The following is a 26,973-nucleotide window of genomic DNA, read 5'->3' on the forward strand; positions in this document are numbered from 1 at the left end:
TCAGAGCTTAAGTTAGAAGTAAGGTATATATAAGGTTTGTTACTGTCATTTCAAGCTGGTTTTCTGGCAGTTGTAAGGCAAAGCCGTTAGAATTAATACAATTGATTTTATAAATTGTAACTTTGGGAATTAGATCATGAGTAATGATATTGAAAAAGAGCTAGAGCAAATGTCGGCAGAGATGACGGAAGCTCTAGAAACGCCATTACCAAGTATTGAAGAGCAAAAAGCAGTTGTTGCAAAACTTAAGCAACTAGAAGCAGAAGGTAAGCTAACGCCTGAAGTTCTTGAAGAGCACTTTGGCAAGTTTAATGATGATGAAGCACGTCCTGTGCATTAATCTGTTTTGAGTTGCTCGACAGAATAAACGCCTGCCTTTAGTCGCAGGCGTTTGTTTTTTAAGCATCTTGAAGTCACTTGGGTATACATAACCATAGATGGAATACACAGTGTTAGAAAAAGAAAACTTGATAAAGTTGGCTCGTATGCCAATGCCATTTGGTAAATATGCAGGGCGCATGTTGATTGATTTGCCTGAAGAATATCTGTTGTGGTTTCAAAATAAAGCAGAATTTCCTAAAGGGGAGCTAGGGGATTTATTAAAATTATGCTTAGCATTAAAAGTGGAAGGGTTAGATAGCCTAGTGAAACCATTAAAACGTTGATATATACCCTTCGTACTTGAAGCTGCAGCTTTGTTGACGGCGTTCATTAACCCCACTCACATAGGCGAGCTATGCTCATGGGGCTTAATTCACTTGTCGTCTCACTGCAACTCCAATTACTTTGGGTATAGGCAGTAGCAAGAGGTAGCTGCTGAGCTGAAAAAATTATGAATTATATTCGGCAGTAAAAGCAGCTTTACATGCATTAAAGCGATTTACAAATTCATCAATATCTTCTTGCTGGTAAGGCTTCAATCCGCTTGCAATCATTTTTTTTACGCCTTTGCCAACCACTTCACCATCTTCTTTAAAAGCGAAGTTTAAGGTCACTACACCGCGTTTCCCGGTTACATCAAACGTCGCACCAGTAAATTCAACTTCTGGATGAGATAGGTCTAATCGGCAGAACTCAACATCCATACTTTCGTAGATCACGAGAGGGCGTTGAGTATTAATCATCATCTGCTCTTCTTCCATTAGGGGAACCATGATGTGTGGAAAATTCATACCAGAAAACTGAACGTAGTTTGTGACGACATGTTCAATAAAGTTTTGGTCTTGGCTTTTTTGACCTTCGTGATGCATGAGTAGGTATTCTTTACCATTTTCATCAACTAAAGCGCTGTCTTGAGGCCCTTTCTCTTCTATATGTAAAGCAACACCATCAGAGACCATGCCAGAAAAGCGGAAGCTCATTTTTTGGCTAATGCCTTCTTGCTGTAATAAAACAGCAAATAAAAGGTCGCCAGGGACACAAAAACGTTTGCTGTCTTCATCATGAATAGGGTTAAAGTCACCCGCTACTTTTTTAGCAAAATGACTTGCTTGCTGACGGGTAAATTGGAAAGCACTATCTTGAGTTGAGAAATAAGGTGTTAGAAACATAATTCACTACTAATAGAAAAAACAGCCGAGATTATATATGACAAACGGACATAATTGGTCAGTCCAGTGAAAATAAATTAATTTTCTTTTATATGTTATGAGGTTAGCAGATTAAAACTTAACCAGAAGATCGTTCAATAGGGTAAATATTGCAATAAAGCTCTTTTTCAAATTGGCTTTCAAGTGCGGAGCGCCAGTGTTTGCAATCATTGACTGGGATGAGATAAAAGTTTTCACGAGCCGTATCGGTGACAAAAGCAATACCATATTGCATCAACTCATAATGAGTATCATGTACAAACCCAAGGCTAAAGCCCTGACGTCCGGTCAGTTGGTTTATATCACGCCGAGTTAGCGTGACTCCATGTACCTCATTTATAAATTTATCCTTTAACCACGAGGCAAAATCTTTAGCGCTGACCATAATGTAATTCCTCACCGCTTTCCTTGACTATAAATTCCACGGCAAATGGCATCGTTGCGGATAGATCGCAACATTGAAAGGTGTGTCAAGTAACAGACCTACTTCTTAACTTTAGCCAATGGATATTATTTTGCGTTGAAATCTTTCAATTCCAGTGAATTTCTTTAAAATGTCCAACCTTGCTTATTTGCACAAAATTAATGAGTACCCAAATGAGTACCAATTTTTAAAGTGTGAGTAATAAATACAACGTAACCTATTGTTTAATAAATGGGTTTAAATTTATCATGTGCTACTTGGTATGTGGCACCACTGAAAATAGGATATATCATGCCTGTAATTACTCTTCCTGATGGCAGTACTCGCCAATTCGACAACGCTGTCTCAACGATGGATGTGGCTTTATCAATCGGTCCTGGTCTTGCGAAAGCAACCATCGCTGGCCGTGTTGATGGTAACCGTGTTGACGCGTGTGACCTTATTGAAAATGATGCGAGCTTAGAAATCATCACTGCTAAAGATGAAGATGGTTTAGAAATCATTCGCCACTCATGTGCTCACTTGCTTGGCCATGCAATTAAGCAACTTTTCCCTGAAGCGAAAATGGCGATTGGTCCAACGATCGATAAAGGTTTCTATTACGACATCGATCTTGAGCACTCTTTAACGCAAGAAGATTTAGATGCGATTGAAAAGCGCATGAAAGAACTTGCGAAAACCAAATATCAAGTCATCAAGAAGAACGTTAGTTGGCAAGAAGCGCGTGATACCTTTGAATCACGTGGTGAAAGTTACAAAATCGAAATTTTAGATGAGAATGTGGCACGTGACGATCGCCCGGGTCTATATCATCATGAAGAATACATTGATATGTGTCGTGGGCCACACGTACCAAATATGAGCTTCTGCCAACATTTTACTTTATTAAATGTGGCTGGTGCATACTGGCGTGGTAACAGCGACAATAAAATGTTGCAACGTATCTACGGCACAGCATTTGCAGATAAAAAACAATTAAAAGAGCACCTTGTTCGTTTAGAAGAAGCCGCGAAACGTGACCACCGTAAAATTGGTAAACACTTAGATTTATTCCATATGCAGCAAGAAGCACCCGGTATGGTATTCTGGCATCACAATGGTTGGTCTATTTTCCGTGAATTGGAAGTGTTCGTACGTGAGAAGTTAACAGAATACGACTACCAAGAAGTAAAAGGCCCACTAATGATGGACCGTGTACTTTGGGAACGTTCTGGTCACTGGGATAAATACGCAGATGCGATGTTTACCACTTCTTCTGAAAATCGTGAATACGCGATTAAACCTATGAACTGTCCAGGTCACGTGCAAATTTTTAACCAAGGTTTGAAGTCTTACCGTGATTTACCATTACGTATGGCTGAGTTTGGTTCATGTCACCGTAACGAGCCATCAGGTGCTTTACACGGCATTATGCGTGTTCGTGGTTTTACTCAAGATGATGCACATATTTTCTGTACAGAAGATCAAATTCAAGATGAAGTGAAGCAGTGCATTAAGATGGTTTACGATGTATACAACACATTCGGTTTTGAAAATATTGTTGTGAAGCTATCAACTCGCCCTGAACAGCGTGTTGGTAGTGATGAAATTTGGGATAAGTCAGAAAGCGATCTAAAACTGGCATTGGAGTCAATGGACATTCCATACGAAATCCAAGAAGGTGAGGGTGCGTTCTATGGACCTAAGATTGAATTCACTTTATACGATTGCTTAGATCGTGCATGGCAATGTGGTACGGTTCAGCTTGATTTCAATTTACCAGGCCGTTTAGGTGCAACTTATGTTGGTGAAAACAACGAACGTTTAGTTCCAGTTATGATTCACCGTGCAATTTTAGGTTCACTAGAACGTTTCATCGGTATTTTAATCGAAGAATATGCCGGTTTCTTCCCAACTTGGTTAGCGCCTGAACAAGCAGTTATTACCGGAATCACAGATAAACAAGCGGATTATGTGCAACAAGTTGCACAAAAACTGCAAAAATCTGGCTTTAAAGTAAAAGCGGACTTGAGAAATGAGAAGATTGGCTTTAAAATCCGCGAACATACTTTAAAGCGTGTACCTTACATGATCGTTTGTGGCGACCAAGAAATGGAAGCTGGCGAAATTGCGGTACGTACACGTAAAGGTAAGGACCTCGGTAAATTCAAAGTTGAAGATTTCATTTCTTATCTTCAAGCCGATGTTTCAAGCCGTAAGCTCAATCTGGAGGAATAACCTATTAAAGGCGGAAGAAAAGGCCAACAACCGGCCAAGCAAAACCAGCATCGTTTAAACGATGAAATTCGTGGCGTTAAAGAAGTACGCTTAACAGGTGCAGACGGCGAAGCCGTAGGTGTTGTTTCAATCAATGAAGCTATGGAAGCGGCTCTTGAAGCTGGTATGGATCTGGTAGAAATCAGTCCAAACGCTGAACCACCTGTCTGTCGTGTGATGGATTATGGTAAATTCCTCTTTGAGAAGAGCAAAGCTGCTAAAGAGCAGAAGAAGAAGCAAAAACAGATCCAGATTAAGGAAATTAAATTCCGTCCTGGGACTGATATCGGAGACTATCAGGTAAAACTACGCAACCTGACTGGTTTCCTTGAAGACGGCAACAAAGTGAAAGTAACTATTCGCTTCCGTGGCCGTGAAATGGCGCATCAAGAAATTGGCGTTGACGTTCTAAACCGTTTGAAAGCCGACACTGAAGAGTTAGCAGTGGTTGAATCTTTCCCAACGCGTATAGAAGGTCGTCAAATGATCATGATGCTAGCCCCTAAAAAGAAGTAATTAACGGCCTTACAAGTAATACAGCCTCATCGTTCGCTGTTATCCAGTGAATGATGGGGTTTTATTCGCCCTAATTACATAATATTAACCGATATGTTTATTAACACTGCGTCTTTAAAGCTATTTATTTAGCACGTAGAACGATTAATACATACAATGCGGAGTTATTCATCATGCCTAAGATGAAAACAAACCGAGGCGCTGCGAAGCGTTTCAAAAAAACTGGTGGCGGCTTTAAATTCAAGCACGCAACTAAACGTCACATCCTGACTAAACGTACTACTAAAAACAAGCGTCAGCTTCGTCCAAATGCCATCCTTCCAAAATGTGAAGTCGCTGGTGTTGTTCGTATGCTTCCATACGCTTAATTTTTTAGTTTAATCAAATAGTTTAGGAGAAGCATAATGCCTCGCGTAAAACGTGGTGTACAAGCTCGTGCACGTCATAAGAAAGTTCTAAAGCAAGCTAAAGGTTACTACGGAGCACGTTCACGTGTTTACCGCGTAGCTTTCCAAGCAGTTACAAAAGCTGGTCAATACGCATACCGTGACCGTCGCAATAAAAAGCGTACGTTCCGTCAACTATGGATCGCTCGTATTAACGCTGCTGCTCGTCAAAATGGTCTATCTTACAGCCGTTTCATCAACGGTCTTAAGAAAGCATCTATTGAGATCGATCGTAAGATCCTTGCTGATATCGCTGTATTCGACAAAGCTGCTTTCGCAGTACTAGTTGAAAAAGCAAAAGCTGCTCTTTAATTAGAACCAGCCTTTAAGATTAAGAAAAAGAGAGCTTAGGCTCTCTTTTTTTATGTCTGACTTTTAAGCTAACTCATATATTCTCAATTTTAATATAGTTTAATTTGTTTTTGTGTTTTAAAAAAATAATTTAATTATATCACCTGTAATTATCGCTTAATGACATTAATGTTATTTAAATTAATCTGTTTTTGTGATCTTATTACTACCGTTATTTTCTTATTAATTATTAATTAATATAAATTTTTCATTCACTTGCATTTAGTTTTTGATATTAATCTCAAAGCATTTTTTTTAACTTTCATCTTGATTAAAATAATACATAATATTCGCCATTATCTGTTGTGCTACGGTTGTGGTTGTTTATTTAAACATTATTTTAGAGGTTATTATGTCAAAGGAAGGAAGTGTTGCTCCTAAAGAAAGAATTAATATCAAATATATTCCAGCTACTGGCGATGCTCAGTCTGAAATTGAATTACCATTTAAAACTCTAGTTGTCGGTGATTTTAAAGGGCATTCAGAGGAAACTTCAATTGAAGAAAGAAAAGCAATTTCTATCAATAAAGATAATTTTCAATCAGTAATGCGAGAAAGTAATCTCAGTATTAATACTTCGGTGGATAATAAATTATCCTCTGAAAAAGGGGATGATTTATCAGTTTTTTTACAGTTTAAATCACTTGAAGATTTTTCTCCTGATGCTATCGCTTCCCAGGTTCCAGAAGTAAATAAGCTAATTGAATTACGTGAGGCTCTTGTTGCATTAAAAGGTCCTTTAGGAAATATTCCTGCATTCCGTGAGCGTATGCAAGAGCTGCTAGGTTCTGAAGAAGATCGTAATCGATTACTTTCTGAATTAGAGCTTGTTGATAATTCTAATAAAGACGTTTAATCAATTATATAAAGCAATTAATTAGGGAAAGATTATGTCTACAGTTGAACAGGTTCTTGATAATACAACATTAGAACGCGCTAGTTTATTAGATGAAGTAATGGCGAAAACTCGTATTACTCCAAATGAAGAAGGCTATGATATTGCCAAAAAAGGTATTGCAGCTTTTATTGAAAACCTTGTGAGCGCAAAACGTACAGAAGAGCCAGTTAATAAATCATTAGTGGATCAGATGTTGGTCGAACTGGATAAGAAAATCAGTTCTCAAATGGATGAGATTCTTCATAACGAGAAATTCCAACAGATGGAATCATCATGGAAAGGTTTAAAGCTGCTTGTTGACCGAACTGACTTCAGAGAAAACAATAAAATAGATCTTTTGCATGCGACTAAAGAAGAACTACTAGAAGATTTTGAGTTCTCCCCAGAAACTACTCAATCTGGATTGTACAAGCATGTTTACTCTTCTGGCTATGGTCAGTTTGGCGGAGAACCAACTGGCGCGATAATTGGTAATTTTGCATTTACACCATCAACACCAGACATGCGCTTATTACAATATATGGGATCCATTGGGGCTATGTCTCATGCCCCATTTATTTCTAGTGTCAGTCCTGAGTTCTTTGGCATCGATTCTTTCGAAGAATTACCAAATTTAAAAGACTTAAAATCAATTTTTGAAAGCCCGAAATATACGAAGTGGCGTTCATTACGTGATTCAGAAGATTCTCGTTATATTGGTTTAACTGCTCCAAGGTTTTTGTTGCGAGTACCTTATGACCCAACAGAGAATCCGATAAAATCATTTAATTATAAAGAAAGTGTAACGGCATCTCATACTCATTATTTATGGGGTAATACTGCTTTTGCTTTTGCTAGTCGCTTAACAGATAGTTTTGCTAAATACCGTTGGTGTCCAAATGTTATTGGTCCCCAAAGTGGTGGTGCGGTTGAAGATTTACCTGTTCACGTCTTTGAATCAATGGGAGCGCTACAAGCTAAGATCCCAACAGAAGTGCTAGTGACGGATCGCAAAGAGTTTGAACTAGCTGAAGAGGGATTCATATCACTGACGATGAGAAAAGGTAGTGATAATGCGACATTTTTCTCTGCTAACTCAATTCAAAAACCTAAAATTTTCCCAAATACTAAAGAAGGGAAAGAAGCGGAGACTAACTACAAGCTAGGTACACAGTTACCTTATATGATGATTATTAACCGTTTAGCTCACTATATTAAAGTATTACAACGTGAGCAGATTGGTTCTTGGAAAGAACGTCAGGATTTAGAACGTGAACTTAATGGTTGGATTAAGCAATACGTAGCAGACCAAGAAAATCCACCAGCCGATGTACGTAGTCGTCGCCCACTACGAGCAGCAAAAATTGAAGTTTCAGATGTTGAAGGAAACCCAGGATGGTATCAGGTTTCTATGTCTGTTAGACCTCACTTTAAGTATATGGGAGCGAGCTTTGAGCTATCTCTCGTTGGTCGTCTGGATCAAGCGTAGTAATGGCATATATAGCACCAGAAGACAGTGCGTTTGGTATCAGTTTCCTTGAGCGTTTGGAAGCTGATGCTAAGCCTCTAAATATTATTCAGGCGCCAAATTTAAGTGAGATACTTAACTCTATTAGGAATAATATTTCAAATATTTTAAATACTAGAATGGGGGATTCTCAAAGTAGTCCGCAGTTAGGGTTAATCGATTTTAATGATGCGACGTTAGAAGTTACCGATCTTTCTATGACAATCAGATTAGCCATAAAAAAGTGTTTAGATATATATGAACCAAGATTAAAGAATATTTCAGTGTATACATCACTTGATAACTTTGATGCATTTTCTTTGCGTTTTAATATTTTAGCTGAGCTTGATCACGAAGCTATACATAAAAAAGTTAAGCTTGATTTAATGTTAGATCAGAATAAAAAATATAGAGTGTTTTAATAATGGCACATGATAAATATTTTCGGGAAGAGCTTACTTTTTTAAAAGAGCAAGGAAAAAATTTCACCGATATATATCCTCAATTATCACGTTTTTTACATGGTCAAAATACTGACCCAGACGTTGAACGACTATTAGAAGGTTTTGCTTTTCTAACAGCGCGTTTACGTGAAAAAGTTGAAGATGATTTTCCTGAATTTACGCATTCTATTATTAACATGCTTTGGCCTAATTATTTAAGGCCTATCCCTAGTATGTCTATCGTTAAATTCTGCCCTAAAAAAAACTTAACTGATGGTCAAGTTATCTCTTCAGGTACGAGTATTAACAGCCGAGAGGTGAATGGTACACAATGCCAGTTTAAGACTTGTCGTGATTTCACTATTTATCCAATGACGATAGAAAAAGTGATTCCTCATCACACGCGTAAAGCGACGACAATTGAACTTGATTTCCAACTTCAGGGAACGATGAGTTTAGGTGATATTAACTTATCTAGTATCCGGTTTTTTCTAGGGTCGGATCAATATAGTTCGCAAATGATTTACTTATGGCTCAACCATTATATTGATTCCATTACGGTTGAAGCGAAAGGTGTGGATTTTAATATACCTCTAGAATCGTTGAATTCTGTGGGTTTTTCTGACGATGATGGGTTACTACCGTATCCAAAGAATGCTTATTCAGGATATCGGATATTACAAGAATATCTAACTTTTCAAGATGCGTTTTATTTCTTTGATTTAAATGACTTAGGTAAAGCATTACCTAAAAATATTGTAGATGGTTTTAAGCTGAAAATCGCTTTTTCAAAAACCTTACCTGCTGATGTTCGAGTAACGAATGATCATTTTCAATTGTATTGTTCACCGGTAATTAATCTTTTTGAACATGATGCAGATCCTATTGATTTAACCGGCAAATCAACAGAGTACAAAATCACACCATCTAGTCGCCTTACTTCTCATTATGAAGTGTTTAGTGTTAATGAAGTTTATGGCTGGTTGGAAACGAAAGAAGAAGCGCAAGGAAGAATTAGAGGACAGCGAAGAAAATATTCAGCTTTTGAAAGTTTTCAGCATGAAATTGAGCGAACGAATCATCGTTCTGCAAATTACTATCGAGTAAGAGTTAGGGATAGTCTTCGCAATGATGGATTTGATAATTGGTTGTCTTTTGTTCGTAGCGATGAGCAGCAAGCCATTCAATATAATGAAACTGTATCAATAAAGCTGACTTGCACCAATAGATTATTACCTATTGAGTTAAGCATCGGAGATATTGATCAACCGACGAATACATCACCAATATTTGCATCTTTTGAGAATATCACAATCCCCACACAGACATTAAGGCCTGTACTTGATGGAAGTTTACTATGGACATTGATTTCAAATTTATCACTTAATTATTTATCTCTATTATCTAAAGATGCGCTGTGCAGTATTTTCCAAGCCTATGACTTTAAAGCTTTGGTCGATAGACAAGCAGAAAAGATAAGTCAAAGGCGTTTGGATGGAATTGAAAAAATTGAATCAAATCCTATTGATAAAATTATACGCGGTCGATCAGTTCGAGGTTTAGAGTCAGTGCTATATCTTAATCAAAGTGCATTTTCTTCTGAAGGTGAGCTTTACTTATTTGGAACCGTACTCAGTCGATTTTTTGCTTTATATGCAAGTATTAATTCTTTTCATCAATTAACAGTAATTAATACGGACAATAATGAGAAATATACATGGAATTTACAGGTAGGGATGCAACCACTGATTTAGCTAAATTAGAAGTGCATCGATTATCAGAATCTGTGCATGACTTTAATTTTTATCAATTAATTGAGTTACTTCATTTATTTGAAGGAAATATACCTGAAGAAAGTGATTGGGAAAGGGAATGTCGACTCTCTTTTTCTGGTAATCCTAGTTTGGGTTTTTCTCCTTCAGATATTACTAAATTAACCTATTTTCCCGATGGAAAGTTGAGTTTAGAGACTAACTTTCTTGGTTTATCTGGCGGAGCATCACCACTTCCCGGTTATATATTGGAACAACTTGTTAATGAGGATCCTGGCGGTCTTCGCAGACCATTTTTTGATTTTTTTAATAATAGAATTGTAAATTTATCTTATCGACTTTGGCGGAAATATCGATATCACGTACGTTTTAGACCTGGAGCAGAAGATGATTTTTCATCTCAAGTTTTTGCTTTAGTTGGATTGTCTGATGTGTCTTTGCGAGGAGATACACCGATTAACTGGAGCAAGATGCTTTCTTATTCTGGGTTATTAGCAAGCCGAAGCCGGTCACCTCAAGTTGTTGAAGGAATTATTGCACATTGCTTTGATTTATCGAAAGTTGAGATTAAAGAGTGGAATATACGTGACGTCAGAATTTCGCAAGAGCAAAGAGGGTTTTTAGGAAAGCAAAATATGACCTTAGGGGTAGATACCGTATTAGGTAGCTTTATTGAAGATGCTAGTGGGAAATTTACGATTTGTATTTCTCATTTAACCAAAGAGAAATTTTCTGAGTTTTTGCCATCAGGAGAAAATTTTGAACCATTAAGAAAGCTCATTGAATTCATAGTTCGGGATCAGCTTGCTTATGATATCGAACTGGTTATGGATGGCGAGGCATTAAAAAAGATCAATAGCTCATCAGGTATGTCTTTGGGGTGGACCTCTTTCTTAGGTGAAAGTAATAGAAATGGCAGCGTGTTAATTCAAGGAAGACAATAAAATGACTCTAGGAAGTAACAAATTATTTTTAACTGTTTCTAATGTAAAAATATTACAGCCAGGTTTGAATCCTAGCCATACCTTTGATATTAACGGTGGCATTGTTGGCTCGAATGATAACTCTGTTTGGACGCTATATGATGATGAAAATAATATTTATGAAAATCATTTTGAAATTTTCTATATCGATAACGTTTACTGTGTAAAAGACTTGTGCGGACATACCTATATTAATGATTCGGATATGCCATTAGGTTCCGATAATGAAGCCAAATTGCAACATAAAGATGTTCTAAGGGTTGGAGATTATTATATTCGAGTTAAGTTAACCGAAGATGACGAATTGTCAGATAGTCATTCATTGGAAGAGTTTATTAATAAAAGTAGAAATATATTATTAGATGATGAAGTGTCCATAGGTGTCGGTCCCAATAAAGAAAAAGTAAAACATGACGATGAGAAATTTCTTGATCCTATTAAAGAGCTAGATAGAGAAAAGCGTGTCAGTAAAGAATCTGATGATAATGTTGGCAATGACTTGGAGTTTTTAATTAATAAAAATGAAACTAAAAAAGAATCCGACATTACACCTCAAGCGGATAGTGAGTTTGAACTGACGTCCTCAATGAGATTGAAAAGAATATTGGGTTTTGGTCGAAAGAAAAAAATGGACTTGAATTCAGAAAATTATATTGATGGAAGTAGTGACTCTATTTTAGACAACCCGAAAAATATTGAGAGCTTTAATATGGATGAGAATAACCTAGAAATTTTAGAGAAAGAATTAGCTCAAACTTCGATGCAGGATAAAAGCACTGAGGTGAATAGTCATTTAGTCATGGGACCATTGCTAAGTGGGTTAGAACTTCAAGTAGGTAATAGTTCTGGAATAGAAGATGTCCATAAATTGGGAGAAGAGCTTGGTGAGAGTCTAAAAGCGTGTATTCAGGGGATCTTGAATATTCATAGCCAGGTAGAAAATGGACGCTTTGGTGTGATTAATCGTAACTTACAGCCTATTGAGGATAACCCATTAAGACTTGGTCTTAACTATACCGAGACGATGAGAACTTTGTTTGATAATAAGAAAAGCATGGTGCATTTATCTCCTCCTGCCGCGATTGAGGAAAGCCTTAACAATATTCGCAATCACAATCAAGCCATGCAGGAAGCAACATCAGAAGCACTGCAGCATATTTTAATGGCTTTTTCTCCAGAAGTATTACTTAAACGTTTTAATAGTTATAAACGTACAGGTGATACGGATGTTAATACTCCCGAGTCCTGGGCATGGAATATGTATCAGAATTATTTTTCAGAGCTAACCTCAAACCGCCAACGAGGCTTTGATAAATTATTTTGGGAAATATTTGAACAGTCTTATGACCGCCGGATCCGAGAGATGCAATTGGAGAAATAAGCATGAAGTTTATTCTTTCCACACTAGCCATGTGGGTCTTTTTATCGGGATGTAGCTCTGATCCAAAACCAGAGCCAGAACCGACAAAAATCACTATTAGCATGTTTGCAGATCATGGCGTAAACCCAAATGTAGAAGGGGTTGCATCTCCTGTTGAGATACAAGTCTTCGAGCTTGTTGATGATTCAATGTTGTTATCGACCGATTATCATCAAATTCGAGATGACTTTAAAAAAGCGCTCAAAAGCAACTTTGTAAAAAGCTATGACTACGCTTTAACGCCCGGTCAATTTAAATTTATAAGTGATTTTGAAATTAGTGATGAGACTAATTATATCGGCGTAGTTGTCCACTTTTCAGACCCCGATAATAGTGAATGGAAAAAAACTGTAAAAATAATAAATAAAGATCATTTATATCATTTATTAGTTTATTTCCGTGACTACGAAGTCATCTTAGAAAAGGTAGAGTAATTCATGTTTACACGTAACCGTGTTATTTGGAGCGAAGGGCTTTTTATGAAGCCTCAACACTTTCAGCAACAGCAACGTTATCTTGAGTATTATGCGGATGAACGCTCAAAGGCTGTGAGCCCATACTTATACGGGGTAACGGAGCTATCTCTTAATCCTGAGTATTTGGCGTTTGGTCGAATCGCGATCGAGAGAGCGGTTGGCATTATGCCCGATGGCTCAATATTTTGTATTCCACAGGAAGACTTGTTACCTGATCCTCTTGATATAGAAGACGCCAGCTTAGCGAATCAAATCATTTATTTAGCGATCCCTTTACGCAGTGATTCTTTGTTAGAAGTTGATTGGCCAGAAGAAAAAGGAACTGGGCGTTATCAGCAGAGAGTTCAAGAACAGCGAGATATTCACTCAATACAGGGGAGCTCAACGCCTGTTAGTGTTGCTCCGCTTAAAATTCAATTGATGCTAGAAAAGGAAGACAGAACCTCTTATGCATCAATGGCTATCGCTCGGATTCGAGAAAAAAGACCAGATGGCAGCATTATGCTTGATGAGAGTTTTATTCCTTGCCATACCAACGTGCTCTGTCACGCCGGTTTACACCGTGTTGTAGGTGAAATCGCAGGTCTTATACGCGAAAGAGCTAAGAATATTGCTCAACAAATTTCATCGCCTACACAAGGTGGTGTGGCAGATGTGTCTGATTTTATGCTACTGCAGGCGTTAAATAAAATTCAGCCAAAGTTACAGCATTTATCTGAATTAAGAGGTTTGCACCCTGAACGATTATTTGAATGTTTAAGCTCTATTGCAGGGGAATTAGCAACGTTTACCAACGAAAGCCGATTACCACCTTCAATCTCAGCTTATAACCATGATAACCCTGCGGAATCGTTTTGGCCTGTGGTGCACCATTTGCGCCAGAGTTTAAGTATTGTGCTTGAGCCAAGAGCGGTTTCAATACAATTGCATAAGCGCCAATACGGTTTGATGGTCGCGCCAGTACAAGACCCTCAATTAATTGAAGAAGCCGAATTTATTATTGCGGTGAAGGCAAGGATGCCAATTGATGAGTTACGCCGTTTATTTATTCAGCAAACTAAAGTGTCATCTGTTGAAAAAATACGAGAGCTTATTTCTCTTCAATTACCTGGCGTTCCTCTTAACGCATTGCCGGTTGCTCCGCGTCAATTACCGTATCACGCCGGTTACACCTACTACCAGCTTGATAAAACCAGCCCTGCATGGGAAAGCTTAAAACATTCAACCGGGTTTGCATTTCATGTAGCAGGAGCATTTGAAGATCTTGACCTGCAATTTTGGGCAATTAGGAGCTAATGATGAAAACCAATAATACCAATGTTGCAGTGGATGAGTTGCTGTATGAGGGGAGCGAGAATATAGACCGAGATCAAGACTTTTGGTTTCCCTTACGTGGTGATAATCCAAATTTATTGATTGATGTTGCTACTCCATTATTTGGTTTAGCACTCAGAGTTAAGCAGTTATCGGAATGCGCGTCTATTGCCAATATTTACCATCAAGTGGTTAAAGAAGTGACAGCGATTGAAATGGAGTTAGCAGAAAATGGCTATGAGCATTCGGTCATTATGGCTTACCGATATGTATTGTGCACTTTTCTTGATGAGTCGGTAATGGGCACGTCATGGGGAACAAAAAGTATTTGGGCGCAACATTCACTGCTTTCTCGTTTTCATGATGAAACATGGGGAGGGGAGAAGGTTTTTTCTATTTTGACTCGTTTAGAAAATGATCCTGTTAGATATAAAGATCTTTTGGAATTTATTTTTCATTGCTTGAACTTGGGTTTTGAAGGTAAGTACAAGGTCGTTTCAAATGGCTTTGCTGAGCGAGAAAGGGTGATTATTAAGCTACATGAGTTATTAAAATCGCTTAACGATTCAGAGCCTAGCTCTCTTTCTAAAGCAACAGAGCATGTTGTTCACTCTAAATATAAATTAGGTCGACAAATTCCAGTTTGGTCTGTTTTTGTGATGTTTCTTATGGGCTTGTGCGTTGTTTTTTCTGGGTATTTATACGTACTAAATAATAAGTCAGCCGATGTATTAACCCAATTGAATCAGTTACTTTAAAGGTATCATTATGCTACGAGTTGAATTATCGACACTCATTTCTAAGTTAAATGAACAAACCAAATTCGCTTTAGAACAGGCGGCTTCTTTATGTATTGAAAAGCAGAGCTCTGAAATCACGGTCGAGCATCTTTTTAATGTTCTACTTGATAACCCTATTTCTGATTTACGAGTGCTTTTAAAGCAAGCCAATATTGATAGTTTATCTTTAAAAGAAAAGCTCAGTTTAAGCTACCACACAGAAAGTGGACTAGATACTTATCCAGCCTTTTCTCCTCTTTTAGTGGAATTACTACAAGAAGCTTGGCTACTTTCTACTACTGAGTTAAATCAACATCAGTTGCGCTCTGGTGCGATATTTTTAGCCGCGCTTTTACGTAAAGACCGATACCTAGCACTGAATACTATTCCTGTGTTTGAAGCGATTAATAGAGAGACCTTAAAAAAAGATTTCGATGTGCTTTTAGTTAACTCGGGTGAAACAGAAACAGTTTCACCACAATCAGGTAATACATCATCATCGGCCACTTCATCCACTTCGGATTATTTATCTCGATATTGCAAAAATGTCTCTGAATCGGCTCGCAATGGTGAGTTAGATCCGGTGTTATGCCGGGATGAAGAGCTTAATTTGATGATTGATATTCTATGTCGACGTCGTAAGAACAGCCCAATTGTTGTTGGAGACGCAGGGGTAGGTAAAAGTGCAATTATTGAAGGTATGGCGTTACGTATTATTAGTGGACAGGTTCCTGAGCAGTTAAAAAATGTTGATTTATGGTCTTTGGATTTAGGCTTATTGCAAGCCGGTGCTTCGGTTAAAGGTGAATTTGAAAAACGTCTTCAAGGTGTTATTGAAGATGTGAAAAAATCGAGTAAACCTATTATCATTTTTATTGATGAAGCACATACTTTGATTGGTTCGGGTAATCAAGAAGGAGGAAGTGATGCGGCTAATTTACTAAAGCCTGCTCTTGCACGTGGTGAGCTCAGTGCTATTGCTGCTACGACATGGAAAGAATATAAAAAGTATTTTGAAAAAGATCCAGCCTTAACTCGACGCTTTCAATTGGTTAAGTTGGATGAGCCTACCATTGACCAAGCGGTTGATATTTTACGTGGACTAAATTCTGTTTATGAAAAGTCACACCAAGTATTAATTACTGATGATGCATTAAAAGCGGCAGCTGAACTATCTGCTCGCTATATTTCGGGCCGTCAATTGCCAGATAAAGCGATTGATGTGTTGGATACTGCATGTGCTCGAATTGCAATTAACTTAGCGGTTCCACCGAAACGAATTTCTGCTCTTGCCACACTTGCTCATCAAAGAAAGCTTGAAATTGAGATGATTGAACGTTCAATTTATTTAGGACAAAAGCCGGATCAAGACCGCCTCAATGAGCTCCTAGCGCAACAAGAAATTGAAAATGTTGAGAAAAGCGAATTAGAAAATAAATGGCAGACTCAGCAAGAACTAGTTAATGACATTTTATCAATACGCACACAGCTTATTTCTTCGGAAGAGTTACTCGCTGAAGAACTTATAGAGTTAAAAGCAAGTCTTAATCAAAAATACCAGCAGTTAGACCTTATTGAGCATGATGACCGTTTAGTTCATCCGCATGTCACGTCTCAACAAATTGCAGAAGTGGTCGCTGACTGGACGGGTGTTCCTGTTAACCAAATGAATTCAGACGAGCTGTATAAAATTACTCACCTTGTCGATATTTTGGGGGAAACCATTAAAGGCCAAGATACGGCAATTAAGCAGGTACATAAGCATTTACTCACCGCTCGAGCAGATTTAAGGCGAGCAGGGCGCCCGAAAGGTGCTTTCTTGCTTGTTGGTCCTAGTGGGGTTGGTAAAACGGAAACCGTGGTCCAGTTAGCTAAGCAACTTTATGGCGGAAAGCAATTTCTAACCACAATTAACATGTCTGAATACCAAGAGAAGCATACCGTATCACGATTAATTGGTTCCCCCCCTGGTTATGTAGGTTACGGTGAAGGTGGGATTTTAACCGAATCAATTCGTAAGATGCCATATTCAGTTGTATTACTCGATGAAGTCGAGAAAGCGCATCCAGAGGTTCTAAATATCTTCTATCAAGCTTTTGATAAAGGTGAACTGGCCGATGGTGAGGGGCGTCTAATTGATTGTCAGAATGTGGTGTTTTTTCTCACTTCAAACTTAGGTTATCAGACGATTGTCGACTATGCCGATCAACCTGAAGTGTTAGAACAAAAGTTATATCCGGAACTTGCTGCATTCTTCAAACCAGCATTATTGGCGAGAATGGAAACAATCCCATATTTTCCTCTATCGCGAACAGTACTTTCTGAAATTATTAGAGGTAAATTATCGCGTTTAGAGAATTTATTTAAGCAACGCTATGGGGCGAGAGTCACTATTGCAGATGAATTGTTTGATGAAATATTAAGTCGTGCTAACCGTTCTGAAAATGGGGCACGTATGTTAGAGGCGATCATTGATGGTCAATTATTACCACCAATCTCATTAGCATTGTTAAATAAATTAGTCGACAAAGAAACGATTTCTCATATTTCGATGTCAGTACAAGATGGCGAGTTTATTGGTGAGGTTGAATAAGATGAACTCATGGTTAATCTCTATAACAGAATTAATGAAGTTGAGAGATGCTAAGACGCTATCAAATACTTTTATTAATTCATTCACAAAAACGTTGGATATAACTAAGTGTTTAACGATTGAATTAAGCGACAGTGGTAGAGAATTGATTTATCAAAGTGAGAATAATGATATTTTTAGCTGGTCAGTCCTGGATTTTGATGTCCCTTTTTCTCATGTGTTGCAAGAAGGTAGGCATAAGCTTATACCTCAATCTGATCTTGCTTACTGGCAAAACAATCAAGACTTTAAAATATTGATATCTTCATTAGGTAATGGAGAGACATGTTTAATTTATCCGTTACCATGCGCTAAAGAATCAAGTCCTTCTTTAATAGTCATATTTGGTGATGCGATTAAGTTAGGGCAAGTAGCCGTAGCGCCTGAATTTAAATTGTATATTGAAGCATATGCAACACAATGGGAGTTATTGAAAGATCTTAAAAAGGTAGGTTTAGAAAAAGAAAGCTTATCTGAAACATTGACGACAGAAAGGCAGGTGAACCAGCGGGGGAAAAAATTATTAAGCTTGTCTACGTCATTGATTGGTAATTCTTCGGCAATGTTAGATGTAAAAAAGAAAATTGTAGTGGCGGCTGAATCACCATTGTCGGTTATGATCCATGGTGAAACGGGGACAGGAAAGGAAGTTGCTGCAAAAGCGATTCACCAAATATCCGATTATAACAAAGGTCAATTTGTCGCGATTAATTGTTCCGCAATACCTGAAAATTTATTGGAAAGTGAGTTATTCGGTTATGAAAAGGGAGCATTTTCTGGTGCCAATTCTTACCATGCAGGTTTGATTGAGCAGGCAGATGGTGGTTCATTATTTCTTGATGAAATTGGAGATATGCCAACGCACCTTCAATCTAAGTTATTGCGTGTACTTGAGACAAAAAGCTTTCGTCCTTTAGGGGGAAAGAAAGAACTAACATCAAATTTTAGACTGATTTCTGCAACCCATATAAATTTAAAAGAGAAAGTGAAGTCAAAGGAATTTCGCCCAGATTTATATTATAGATTAATGCAATGTCCGATATTACTTCCAGCATTAAAGGATAGAAAAGAAGATCTTGAGTTATTGAGTGAATATTTTATTGATCAATATAATGAAAGCTATCAAAGGGATGTGGGGTTCCTAACAAAGCAGTCTTTGGAATATCTAAAGAAAATGGATTTCTCTGGTAATGTTAGAGAGCTAAAAAGTATGATTGAATTATCTTGCTCTCAAGTAGAGGATGGGCAGCCAATTGCTCTATCCTATATTTCAGATAACTCAAATGCATTGTCGTTATTCGATTTTAACGAAAGTGTTAATCATATTGGTAATTTAACCGAGATCCTTGATGATTTTGAATTTAAAGTTATTCAAGAGCGATTAAATAAACATTCAGGGAATAAAACGAAAGCAGCAAAAAGTTTAGGTATCCCTCTTAGAACTCTGACTTATAAATGCCAAAAGCTGGAGATTTCTTGATGAATTATCAATTTAACACCGTTATTTTTACTTTGATTTTGTTTCAGTTGTTTTTTGTTAATGATGTTCGTGCTGAACAACGTTTGATTTTAAATGAAGCTAAAGCATGTACTAGTATCACGGCTCGGCTGGAGCGTTTAGATTGTTTTGATCGTATTTTCAATACATCTTTACCTGAAATAACCTCATTAAAAGAAGTTAAGCCAGAAGCCTGGTCTCGGGGGATGGCAGTAGAGCAGAGCAGAATAAAAGGAGACATGTTCCCTTTAATCTCAAACGGAAATGGAAAAACGAGCTCTGATATTTGGGTGACTTTACCCGCTGTGAATCATAGTGAAGATGGACAAAATGCAGTTCTAATGATGAGTTGTATTAATAATATTAGTCATTTGGATCTATTGCTTCATAAAAATATTGAACAAGCAAGAGTGAATGTATCTGCTAATACCTTTAAATCTAGTTTATGGAAAACTGATGATTCTGGTTTTGTTATCAGTAGTTCTAGAGGCGTTTTTGCTATTGGTATGATGAAGAGTATATCGCTATCTTCGAGTTTAGATTTAAGCTCAGATATAGAGTCAATTAATGGCCTTAAATTTAATACTGAAAATTTGTCAAAAGTATTAATTCCATTACGTAAAAGCTGTGGTTGGTAAGGGATATATGAACATCACAGAATATCGTCAAACTATTATAACGCCAATATCTAAAGAATCTCATGTAGGTGAGCGTTTATACGATGACCCATTATATGAGTTTATCGATGAACAAATGATGAAGGTTGGATCTTTATCACATGCTTCCGTGCAATGGAATAAGGTTGAAAAAAGTATTCTTCAGATTTTTAAAGAGAAAACAAAAGATATTAAGTTACTTATTCACCTTATACAGTGTTTACATCATCAAGCAACTCCAGAAAGGCTAACTCTCTCTTTGTTCATTTTTGGTGATTTCATGCGTGAATTCTGGAGTGATAGTTACCCCTCTCCAGGAGAAAGAGGGAAATTACCCCGTCGTAAATTCTTTAGTTTACTTTTGCAGAGGTTTGATTTACTTGCCGATAAATATGATTTCTCTCTTTTTGATGCGGGAGGGAGAGATTTATTGCTGCAAGCGCTTACTGATTGGCATACAGCTGCGATAAAAAATGACTTAGATTCTGATTCTGTACGGTTTTTTGTGCAAAGGATTAAAACTAAGCTCAAAGAGGGAGCTGAAAGTTCTTCACTTTCTGACCAGCCGAAAAGTTCTACTGTTGAAACTTTTGGTGTCGATCATTCCACTGTTGTGAACCTTCAAGCAAATAACCCATTAACGTTTGATTCTTCCAGTAGTCAGTTAGTGAAGCAGACACTTTTAAAAGTATCTGATTTTTTATCTGAACAAGAGCATGGCACTTCGCTTTCTATTCGGACACGACGATATGCTGTGTGGGGAAATATTGACTCCCCACCGGAGCATAACAATTTAGGTGAAACACAGTTGCGTGGAATGCAAAGCGAGCGCTTAAAAGAGTACACCGATGGAATGTCTCATCCTGATCTTGCGTTATGGCGCAAAGTTGAAAATAGCTTAACTTTGGCACCTTACTGGATTGATGGGCAGTATTTAAGCGCCAAGATTGCCGAATCTATCGAGAAACCTGAATGGGCTGCTGCGATACAAGATGAGACGAAACAGTTCATTTTGAGATTACCTAAGCTGCTGAAGCTAAAATTTAAAGATGGAACCCCTTTTATTTCTGACGAAACTCAGCAATGGATTGAATCTTCTGCGAAATCTCAATCTCAAGGTAGCGTAAGTAATTGGCAAGAGAATTATCTGCAAATTAAACAGATTGCAAAAGAAGCGGGTGTCACTGTTGCCATATCAAGTGTTAATGATGGCCTGGAAAACGCTGTAGATCCAAGAGACAAGTTTTATTGGCAATGTTTGCTAGCAGATTTGTTGGAAGAGAGCAAATTAACTGCGGTGGCAAATGAACAATACCGCGGTTTATATGAGCAATTTATGTCTATGAGTCTTAGTGATTGGGAACCATCACTCGTAGAAAAGCTTAAGCGTATTAATAATATTAAATAATTAAGGTAGTGATTATATGTGGAAAATGATAACAGGGATTGGTCAAAAGCTTAAGCCAGCACTAACAGCAGCAATGCCAATCTTATTATTTAGCCTTTTCGTCCTCATTAATATTGCAATCTGGTGGATGGGACCTTGGTTAACGATCGATAAGAGCCAACCATTATCTTCTCTCACAGCTCGAACCGTTGCTTGTGTATTATTTTCATTAATTTGCTGCTCCTTATGGGGAGTATGGCAATGGAGAAAATTGGTACGGATAAGAGATGAAGAGAAACGAGCGCTTGAATTGAAAACTGATCCTCTGATTCAATTTGAAGAGCGCCAAGAGTTAGAATTAAACCAAGTAATGCAGACGATGAAGACGAATCTAAGCAAGAGTAATTATCTTTACTCGCTTCCTTGGTATTTAGTGCTTGGTTTAGAGAATGCAGGCAAAACCAGTTTAATTAATCGTTCAGGGCAAAACTTTGTTTTTTCGTCGGTGATGCGAGCTTCTCATCTTAAAAGTGAAAACCCATATAGTTTTGATTGGTGGATTGGAGATGAATCAGTATTAATTGATCCTGATGGTGAATTATTAACTCAGGGTGGCCTAGGAAATGATGTAGATCCCGAGTTATCACGACGTTTATGGATCCACTTTACTCGCTGGTTAGAAAAAACACGGAATCGTAGGCCATTAAATGGCATTGTTTTAGCTGTTGATATTGCACATTTAGCCAAATCAACAGAGTCGGAGCGTAAAGCTTACGCTAATTTACTACGTACTCGTTTACGTGAATTAATGGAAACATTATCGACTCGGCTTCCAGTGTACGTCTCTTTTACTAAGTTTGATTTGTTACACGGTTTTGAACCTTTCTTTCGTAATTACACTAAAGAAAAACGTGAAGAAGTTCTTGGTTTCACTTTCTCATTAGATTCAGTGGATGACCTAGATCATTGGTTAACCGAGTACACCGTTAGTTATAATGAATTTATTACACGTATTAATGAAGCTATCCCTCATATTATGGTGAGCCTGACTGATAGCGAAGACCGCAGTGCCGTTTATAGTTTTTCTCGTCAATTAGCAGGCTTACAAGATACGATTTACCGACTATTAGAAGAAACACTGGGAAGCGATCAATTTTCAACATCAGCTTTAGTTCGTGGTGTCTACTTTAATTCGGTATTTCAACAGGGTGTAGCTATTAATGCTTTTGATAATGCGACATCTCGTCGTTATGGACTGCGACATGCTATCAATAGTGCACAACATGCAAAAAACTCGACAATATATTTTACTCAAAAGCTATTTAATAAAATCATTTATCCCGAAGCTGGGCTAGCCTCTGATAATTTTAAAGTCGCTAAAAAGAAGAAAAGAATTATATATACTTCAGTGGTGGCTTGTAGTGTTGCGAGCCTATTATTGATTACTGCTTGGCAGAGATACTATTCAATAAATGTTACTCAAGCAGATAGAGTTTTACAGAAGGTTCATGAATATCAGGTGCTCATTTCTGGTAATAGTGGGATGTTGTCACAGAAAGATATGTTAGAACCTTTAAATAAGATTCGTGAAGCGACATTAGAGTTTGGTTTTTTCCGTAATAAATTGGAATATGTATCGGATTTAGGGCTCTATCAAGGGCACACAATTGGCCCTAAGGTGGAAGAAACCTACTTAAATCTACTCGAGTATAAATTTTTGCCACTACTCATGGCTGATATGATTAATGATTTGAACCAGGCCCAATCTGATGAGCAAAAGTTAGCTGTATTGAGGGTTTACCGAATGATGGTAGACGCGAGTGGCCGACACTCAGAATTTGTCTTAGATTATTTTTCAAAATATTGGCAGCGTCAATTCTTTGGTCAACAAAAAGTACAAAAGCAATTGCTGGCTCATCTTGATTATGCAATGGAGCATACTGATCTCGCAGCAGATCGAAGCAATGGTAATGAATTAGCTGATCAATTGATGCGCCCTTATGATTTGTTGGTTAGTCGAATTCAGAATGAATTAGGTCGTATGCCGAATGAAGAAAGGGTGTACCGTAATTTAAAATTAAGTGCACAAAGTTTATTGGGTCCTGCAGTCAATATACGTAATCTAATTGGGCCTGTTTTTGATATTGTGTATAAAAACGGAAAAAGAAGTGATCAGTCTCTTTATATTCCTAAATTGCTTACTAAAGAAGGCTTTGATGATTACTTTATGCCTCAATCTGAGTCTGTTTCTAAGTTAGCTTTAATTGATAGTTGGGTACTAGGCCAATCTTCAACGGCAGAATTTAGTGAAGAAGATAAGCGAGTTTTAAGGGAAAAAATCCGTAATCTATATATTGCAGATTACACCAGTACTTGGCGTCATGCTTTAAATAACATTAATATTAAAAAGTTTAATGATATCAATGAGGCGGTAACGGTTGTTGATAATATTATGGGGAATCTAGAACCAATCCAGAGACTTCTGAGAACGGTTGATACTAATACGCATTTATTTAGGTCTTCAGACTCCGAGGGTGATAAGGCTGCAAAAGACGCTTTATTGAAAAGTCCTAAATTTAAAGTAGCCTCTAAGATTGATGAGCCTTTTTCTGAATTAAATGCACTGAGTTATCCTAGTGGTGATAATCCAGCCTATATAACAGAAGTGTTGGATGTCGTTGGACAATTACGTGATTACCTTAAAGCAATGCAAGATTCTCCGAATGTAGGAATGTCTGCTTTAACTGCCACAAAAGAACGGGTGACATTGCAGAGTATAGATCCTATTTATACATTACGCCGTGTGTCTAGTGGCTTACCAAGTCCTCTGAATCAGATGATGAAAACGTTATCAGATCAAAGCTGGTATGTGGTAAAGAAAGAAGCGATTCGCTACTTAGAGGTTCGTTGGAAAGAAGATGTATACCAGCCTTATCAAGAAAAATTAGCAGGAAAATATCCATTATTATTAACGGCCAAAAAAGAGGTGTCACTGTCTGATTTTGAAGCTTTTTTTGCGCCAAATGGAATATTGAATACTTTTTATAAGGAGCAACTAGATTTATTTCTTAATGAAAATGTATTTACTGATGATGCTGAAAGTGGCAATAAGTCTATCGTTAATCAGCAAGTTATTGATGAGTTGGCTAAAGCAAAGAAAATACAGGAAGCATTTTTCAACCGAAAAGGCGTTTTGGATATTGAGTTCTCATTACAACCAATAATCCTTAGTGGTAATAAGCGACGAAGTGCGATTGATGTTGATGGTCAGTATCTGACCTATAGTCATGGTCAGAGGGATGTAGTTGAGCTGATTTGGCCTAATTCATTAAGAGAGACTGCTTCGTCAAAAGTGACATTAGTGCCAACACAGACGGGATACTCCCCGAGAAGTATCACGACTCAAGGCTCTTGGTCTTTTTTCCGCTTATTGGATCAAGCAAGAGTTGTTTCTGCTAGCTCGAAGTCAGTGGATTATAAATTCTCAGTTGATAATGGAAGTATGGTATATCGGTTGAATTCGAATAATGATAGTAATCCATTTACTAATAATTTATTTAAGTCATTCAAGCTATCTGAAAATTTATATTAACGAATTAATAAATCTTTAGTATTTATTTGACTAAAAGAGGGTGAGGGAAGCCTCACTCTGATTTCTTTGGATGTGGATTATGTCGAGCTGTATATATATTGAAAACCGTATTTTTAACCTTGTTAGCGATTCAAGTACTCTTAGAAAAAGTCATATTTATGATGATGTAAAATCGGAAATAAATAAGCAAAATTCTCCATTTTCAGGTGGGACAGATTGGGAGGTTGTTAAAACAAAGTGTACCTTGGTTGCTGAAAAATCGGGAATTGATTTATTGTTATGTTGTTACTATACGGTAGCTACAACGAAACTTAATGGCATAGTGGGGCTGGCTAACGGTTTAGAGTTACTTTTATATTCGCTAATTTTATCTTCAAAAGATTTAAAAAATGCCAATAAACGAAAAGAGCTTATTGACTGGGTTAATAGTTGTACTATTAAAGAAATCAAGCTGCTTAAACCTAACTATGAAAAGCTTCGAGACTTGTATCGATGTGAGCGTTATTGTGAGCAAATAGATCAAATCCTTACAGAAACACAACCTGAATATGTAGCAAATATGGATGGCATTGCTTATATAATTTTTGAACATATTGACCGATTAGAGATTCAATATAGAAGTAAAGAAAAAATCGCCTCAGTTCGACCACTTAGTGAACAAAAGGTGGCAGTGAAATGGCATCATTATGTTTTATTCTTACTGCTTGTCTCTTTTATAGTTTATCAATTTTTATTGCCAACCAGTCGATTAGATCCGAATCACTATATTCAGTCGATTACTTTACCAGAGAAGCCATTAGATCAAGAACAAAGAGAAGAGCTAAATCATTATATTTCCAATATGGAAAATCAGTCATTAACTTGGTTAGGTGAAACTCCGAACAGACAAAATGAAAACATAAAAAAGCTTGAGTTTTTGCTTGGTGATGAGGAGCAGGTTGCTCTATTAAGGCAACAGTGGTTGGTAGAGCGAAAGGAGAGTATTGAAGCAGTTAACGAGATGGTCGATAAATTTGATTCAGTACGAACCCAACTTTCAAATGTCAATTTAGGTATTCAGAAAAGTAACTTAAATAGCTTAAAAAGTGAAATGAGTACGGTGACTAAAGTGGGTAAAAGCTTGTCGCCAATCTATGCTCGTATTGGATATATAGAACGATTACTTAAATCTGGTGATAACGAAAGAGCAGCCAAAGAATTTGCTATCTTACAGAAACGTTTGGATGCCCTTTATTGGAAAGCTTTTCAGCTTGAAAGTTTAGTTTTAAAGTGATTTTAATACAGCTCATAACCAAGCAAAAATATTTGCTTGGTTATGAGAGTTAGCAAACGTCAAAGACGCTCATTCAAATAAGCTTGATAGTCAGGGATTTCAATATCGACTTCTTGCTCTAATAATACTGAATTGAATAGAAATTTTGCGGTCGCACGGTTCGTTGCTACTGGAATGTTCCAAACTGATGCAATGCGTAGTAACGCTTTAACATCTGGATCGTGGGGCACTGCATTGAGAGGGTCCCAGAAGAAAATCATCATATCTATTTTCCCTTCAGAAATGAGAGCGCCAAGCTGTTGATCTCCCCCCATAGGACCACTGATTAAGCTCTTGATCGCAAGCCCAGTTTCGCGACTTAACATATTCCCTGTTGTGCCGGTCGCATAAAGAAAGTGGCTTTGTAGTTTCTCTTTATTTTCGACAACCCAACGAAGCAGCTCTGGCTTGTAGTGATCGTGAGCAACCAGGGCGATATTTTTGTGTGCTGGCATTGTTCGAATGGTTTTCTTCATTATTAACATCCTAAATGTTCAATAAAAATAAATGAAATGCTCATAACAGCATAATTTAATTACAGGTAAAAAAATAGCACGATCACTTCGTTCTTATCTCTTAATTTGAGCGCTTGATCACGCTGTACTCTTCGTCTTTCTTTCCAGTCACATTTAGCCGCTAAAAATGCCTCTCTCATTGAGCTCATTTTTTTAAGTGAAGTTTCTATTGTCAGTCTTCGTGCGATGAAGCGTAGTTAGTTGATATGACATTCATGTGATTTTTTG

24 protein-coding genes are annotated in these 26,973 nt (G+C 37.4%); 21 read left to right on the plus strand and 3 right to left on the minus strand.

Annotated elements, in window-relative coordinates; all coding sequences use genetic code 11:
• Positions 1-136 precede the first annotated feature (136 nt).
• Positions 137-340: a restriction endonuclease subunit S domain-containing protein gene (locus tag QQJ93_RS03195; protein WP_089124057.1), complete on the plus strand. Its 204-nt coding sequence runs from the start codon at positions 137-139 to the stop codon at positions 338-340.
• 109 nt (positions 341-449) lie between these two features.
• On the plus strand, positions 450-665 hold the full coding sequence (locus QQJ93_RS03200) for a DUF3820 family protein (protein ID WP_027695672.1): 216 nt from the start codon (positions 450-452) through the stop codon (positions 663-665).
• 165 nt (positions 666-830) lie between these two features.
• Here QQJ93_RS03200 and QQJ93_RS03205 read toward each other — a convergent pair whose 3' ends face one another.
• Together QQJ93_RS03205 and QQJ93_RS03210 are read right to left on the minus strand one after the other, a co-directional pair.
• Entirely contained in the window at positions 831-1,550 is a 720-nt protein-coding gene (locus QQJ93_RS03205) for a DUF3581 domain-containing protein (protein WP_089124058.1), read from the minus strand.
• A gap of 118 nt (positions 1,551-1,668) precedes the next feature.
• Positions 1,669-1,974 (minus strand): hypothetical protein, encoded by a 306-nt coding sequence (locus QQJ93_RS03210; protein WP_089124059.1) that lies wholly within the window; start codon positions 1,972-1,974, stop codon positions 1,669-1,671.
• Positions 1,975-2,304: 330 nt separating this feature from the next.
• On the opposite strand from QQJ93_RS03210, the gene thrS reads away from it, so the two are divergent.
• The 19 genes from thrS to QQJ93_RS03305 all read left to right on the plus strand — a co-directional run bounded on the left by thrS (position 2,305) and on the right by QQJ93_RS03305 (position 26,191).
• Entirely contained in the window at positions 2,305-4,230 is a 1,926-nt protein-coding gene (gene thrS / locus QQJ93_RS03215) for a threonine--tRNA ligase (RefSeq protein ID WP_089124060.1), read from the plus strand.
• A gap of 3 nt (positions 4,231-4,233) precedes the next feature.
• Complete coding sequence (gene infC / locus QQJ93_RS03220; RefSeq protein WP_089124061.1) at positions 4,234-4,785, plus strand: translation initiation factor IF-3; 552 nt, start codon at positions 4,234-4,236, stop codon at positions 4,783-4,785.
• Positions 4,786-4,958: 173 nt separating this feature from the next.
• Entirely contained in the window at positions 4,959-5,153 is a 195-nt protein-coding gene (gene rpmI, locus QQJ93_RS03225) for a 50S ribosomal protein L35 (RefSeq protein ID WP_027695677.1), read from the plus strand.
• A 36-nt stretch (positions 5,154-5,189) separates the two neighbouring features.
• The gene (gene rplT, locus QQJ93_RS03230; protein WP_027695678.1) at positions 5,190-5,543 is read left to right on the plus strand and encodes a 50S ribosomal protein L20; all 354 of its coding nucleotides are present in this window, start codon (positions 5,190-5,192) and stop codon (positions 5,541-5,543) included.
• A 391-nt stretch (positions 5,544-5,934) separates the two neighbouring features.
• Positions 5,935-6,438: a type VI secretion system contractile sheath small subunit gene (tssB, locus tag QQJ93_RS03235; protein WP_089124062.1), complete on the plus strand. Its 504-nt coding sequence runs from the start codon at positions 5,935-5,937 to the stop codon at positions 6,436-6,438.
• 34 nt (positions 6,439-6,472) lie between these two features.
• Entirely contained in the window at positions 6,473-7,948 is a 1,476-nt protein-coding gene (gene tssC / locus QQJ93_RS03240) for a type VI secretion system contractile sheath large subunit (protein ID WP_162497289.1), read from the plus strand.
• A 2-nt stretch (positions 7,949-7,950) separates the two neighbouring features.
• Positions 7,951-8,388, plus strand: coding sequence for a type VI secretion system baseplate subunit TssE (tssE, locus tag QQJ93_RS03245; RefSeq protein ID WP_089124064.1), 438 nt, complete (start codon positions 7,951-7,953; stop codon positions 8,386-8,388).
• A 2-nt stretch (positions 8,389-8,390) separates the two neighbouring features.
• Complete coding sequence (gene tssF, locus QQJ93_RS03250) at positions 8,391-10,163, plus strand: type VI secretion system baseplate subunit TssF (protein ID WP_089124065.1); 1,773 nt, start codon at positions 8,391-8,393, stop codon at positions 10,161-10,163.
• Positions 10,127-11,125, plus strand: coding sequence for a type VI secretion system baseplate subunit TssG (gene tssG / locus QQJ93_RS03255; RefSeq protein WP_089124066.1), 999 nt, complete (start codon positions 10,127-10,129; stop codon positions 11,123-11,125). Before tssF ends, tssG begins: the two co-directional genes overlap by 37 nt.
• 1 nt (position 11,126) lies before the next feature.
• On the plus strand, positions 11,127-12,545 hold the full coding sequence (tagH, locus tag QQJ93_RS03260; RefSeq protein WP_089124067.1) for a type VI secretion system-associated FHA domain protein TagH: 1,419 nt from the start codon (positions 11,127-11,129) through the stop codon (positions 12,543-12,545).
• 2 nt (positions 12,546-12,547) lie between these two features.
• Positions 12,548-13,018, plus strand: a complete 471-nt coding sequence (tssJ, locus tag QQJ93_RS03265) for a type VI secretion system lipoprotein TssJ (RefSeq protein ID WP_089124068.1) — start codon at positions 12,548-12,550, stop codon at positions 13,016-13,018.
• Between the two features lie 3 nt (positions 13,019-13,021).
• Complete coding sequence (tssK, locus tag QQJ93_RS03270; RefSeq protein WP_089124069.1) at positions 13,022-14,356, plus strand: type VI secretion system baseplate subunit TssK; 1,335 nt, start codon at positions 13,022-13,024, stop codon at positions 14,354-14,356.
• Positions 14,357-14,358: 2 nt separating this feature from the next.
• Positions 14,359-15,132, plus strand: a complete 774-nt coding sequence (gene icmH, locus QQJ93_RS03275) for a type IVB secretion system protein IcmH/DotU (protein WP_089124070.1) — start codon at positions 14,359-14,361, stop codon at positions 15,130-15,132.
• Positions 15,133-15,142: 10 nt separating this feature from the next.
• A complete protein-coding gene (gene tssH / locus QQJ93_RS03280) occupies positions 15,143-17,746 on the plus strand; it encodes a type VI secretion system ATPase TssH (RefSeq protein ID WP_089124071.1) in 2,604 nt (867 codons plus the stop codon).
• Position 17,747: 1 nt separating this feature from the next.
• The gene (locus QQJ93_RS03285; protein WP_160117502.1) at positions 17,748-19,265 is read left to right on the plus strand and encodes a sigma-54 interaction domain-containing protein; all 1,518 of its coding nucleotides are present in this window, start codon (positions 17,748-17,750) and stop codon (positions 19,263-19,265) included.
• Complete coding sequence (gene vasI, locus QQJ93_RS03290) at positions 19,265-19,921, plus strand: type VI secretion system-associated protein VasI (protein ID WP_160117503.1); 657 nt, start codon at positions 19,265-19,267, stop codon at positions 19,919-19,921. Before QQJ93_RS03285 ends, vasI begins: the two co-directional genes overlap by 1 nt.
• A 7-nt stretch (positions 19,922-19,928) precedes the next feature.
• Positions 19,929-21,347: a type VI secretion system protein TssA gene (gene tssA / locus QQJ93_RS03295; protein WP_089124074.1), complete on the plus strand. Its 1,419-nt coding sequence runs from the start codon at positions 19,929-19,931 to the stop codon at positions 21,345-21,347.
• A gap of 16 nt (positions 21,348-21,363) precedes the next feature.
• Complete coding sequence (tssM, locus tag QQJ93_RS03300) at positions 21,364-24,918, plus strand: type VI secretion system membrane subunit TssM (protein WP_089124075.1); 3,555 nt, start codon at positions 21,364-21,366, stop codon at positions 24,916-24,918.
• Between the two features lie 79 nt (positions 24,919-24,997).
• Entirely contained in the window at positions 24,998-26,191 is a 1,194-nt protein-coding gene (locus QQJ93_RS03305) for a type VI secretion system ImpA family N-terminal domain-containing protein (protein WP_160117504.1), read from the plus strand.
• A gap of 59 nt (positions 26,192-26,250) precedes the next feature.
• On the opposite strand, the gene QQJ93_RS03310 is transcribed toward QQJ93_RS03305, so the two are convergent.
• Positions 26,251-26,706: a methylglyoxal synthase gene (locus tag QQJ93_RS03310; protein ID WP_027695694.1), complete on the minus strand. Its 456-nt coding sequence runs from the start codon at positions 26,704-26,706 to the stop codon at positions 26,251-26,253.
• Between the last annotated feature and the right edge of the window lie 267 nt (positions 26,707-26,973).

This window comes from Vibrio algivorus (genome assembly GCF_030161215.1).
Lineage (GTDB): Bacteria > Pseudomonadota > Gammaproteobacteria > Enterobacterales > Vibrionaceae > Vibrio > Vibrio algivorus.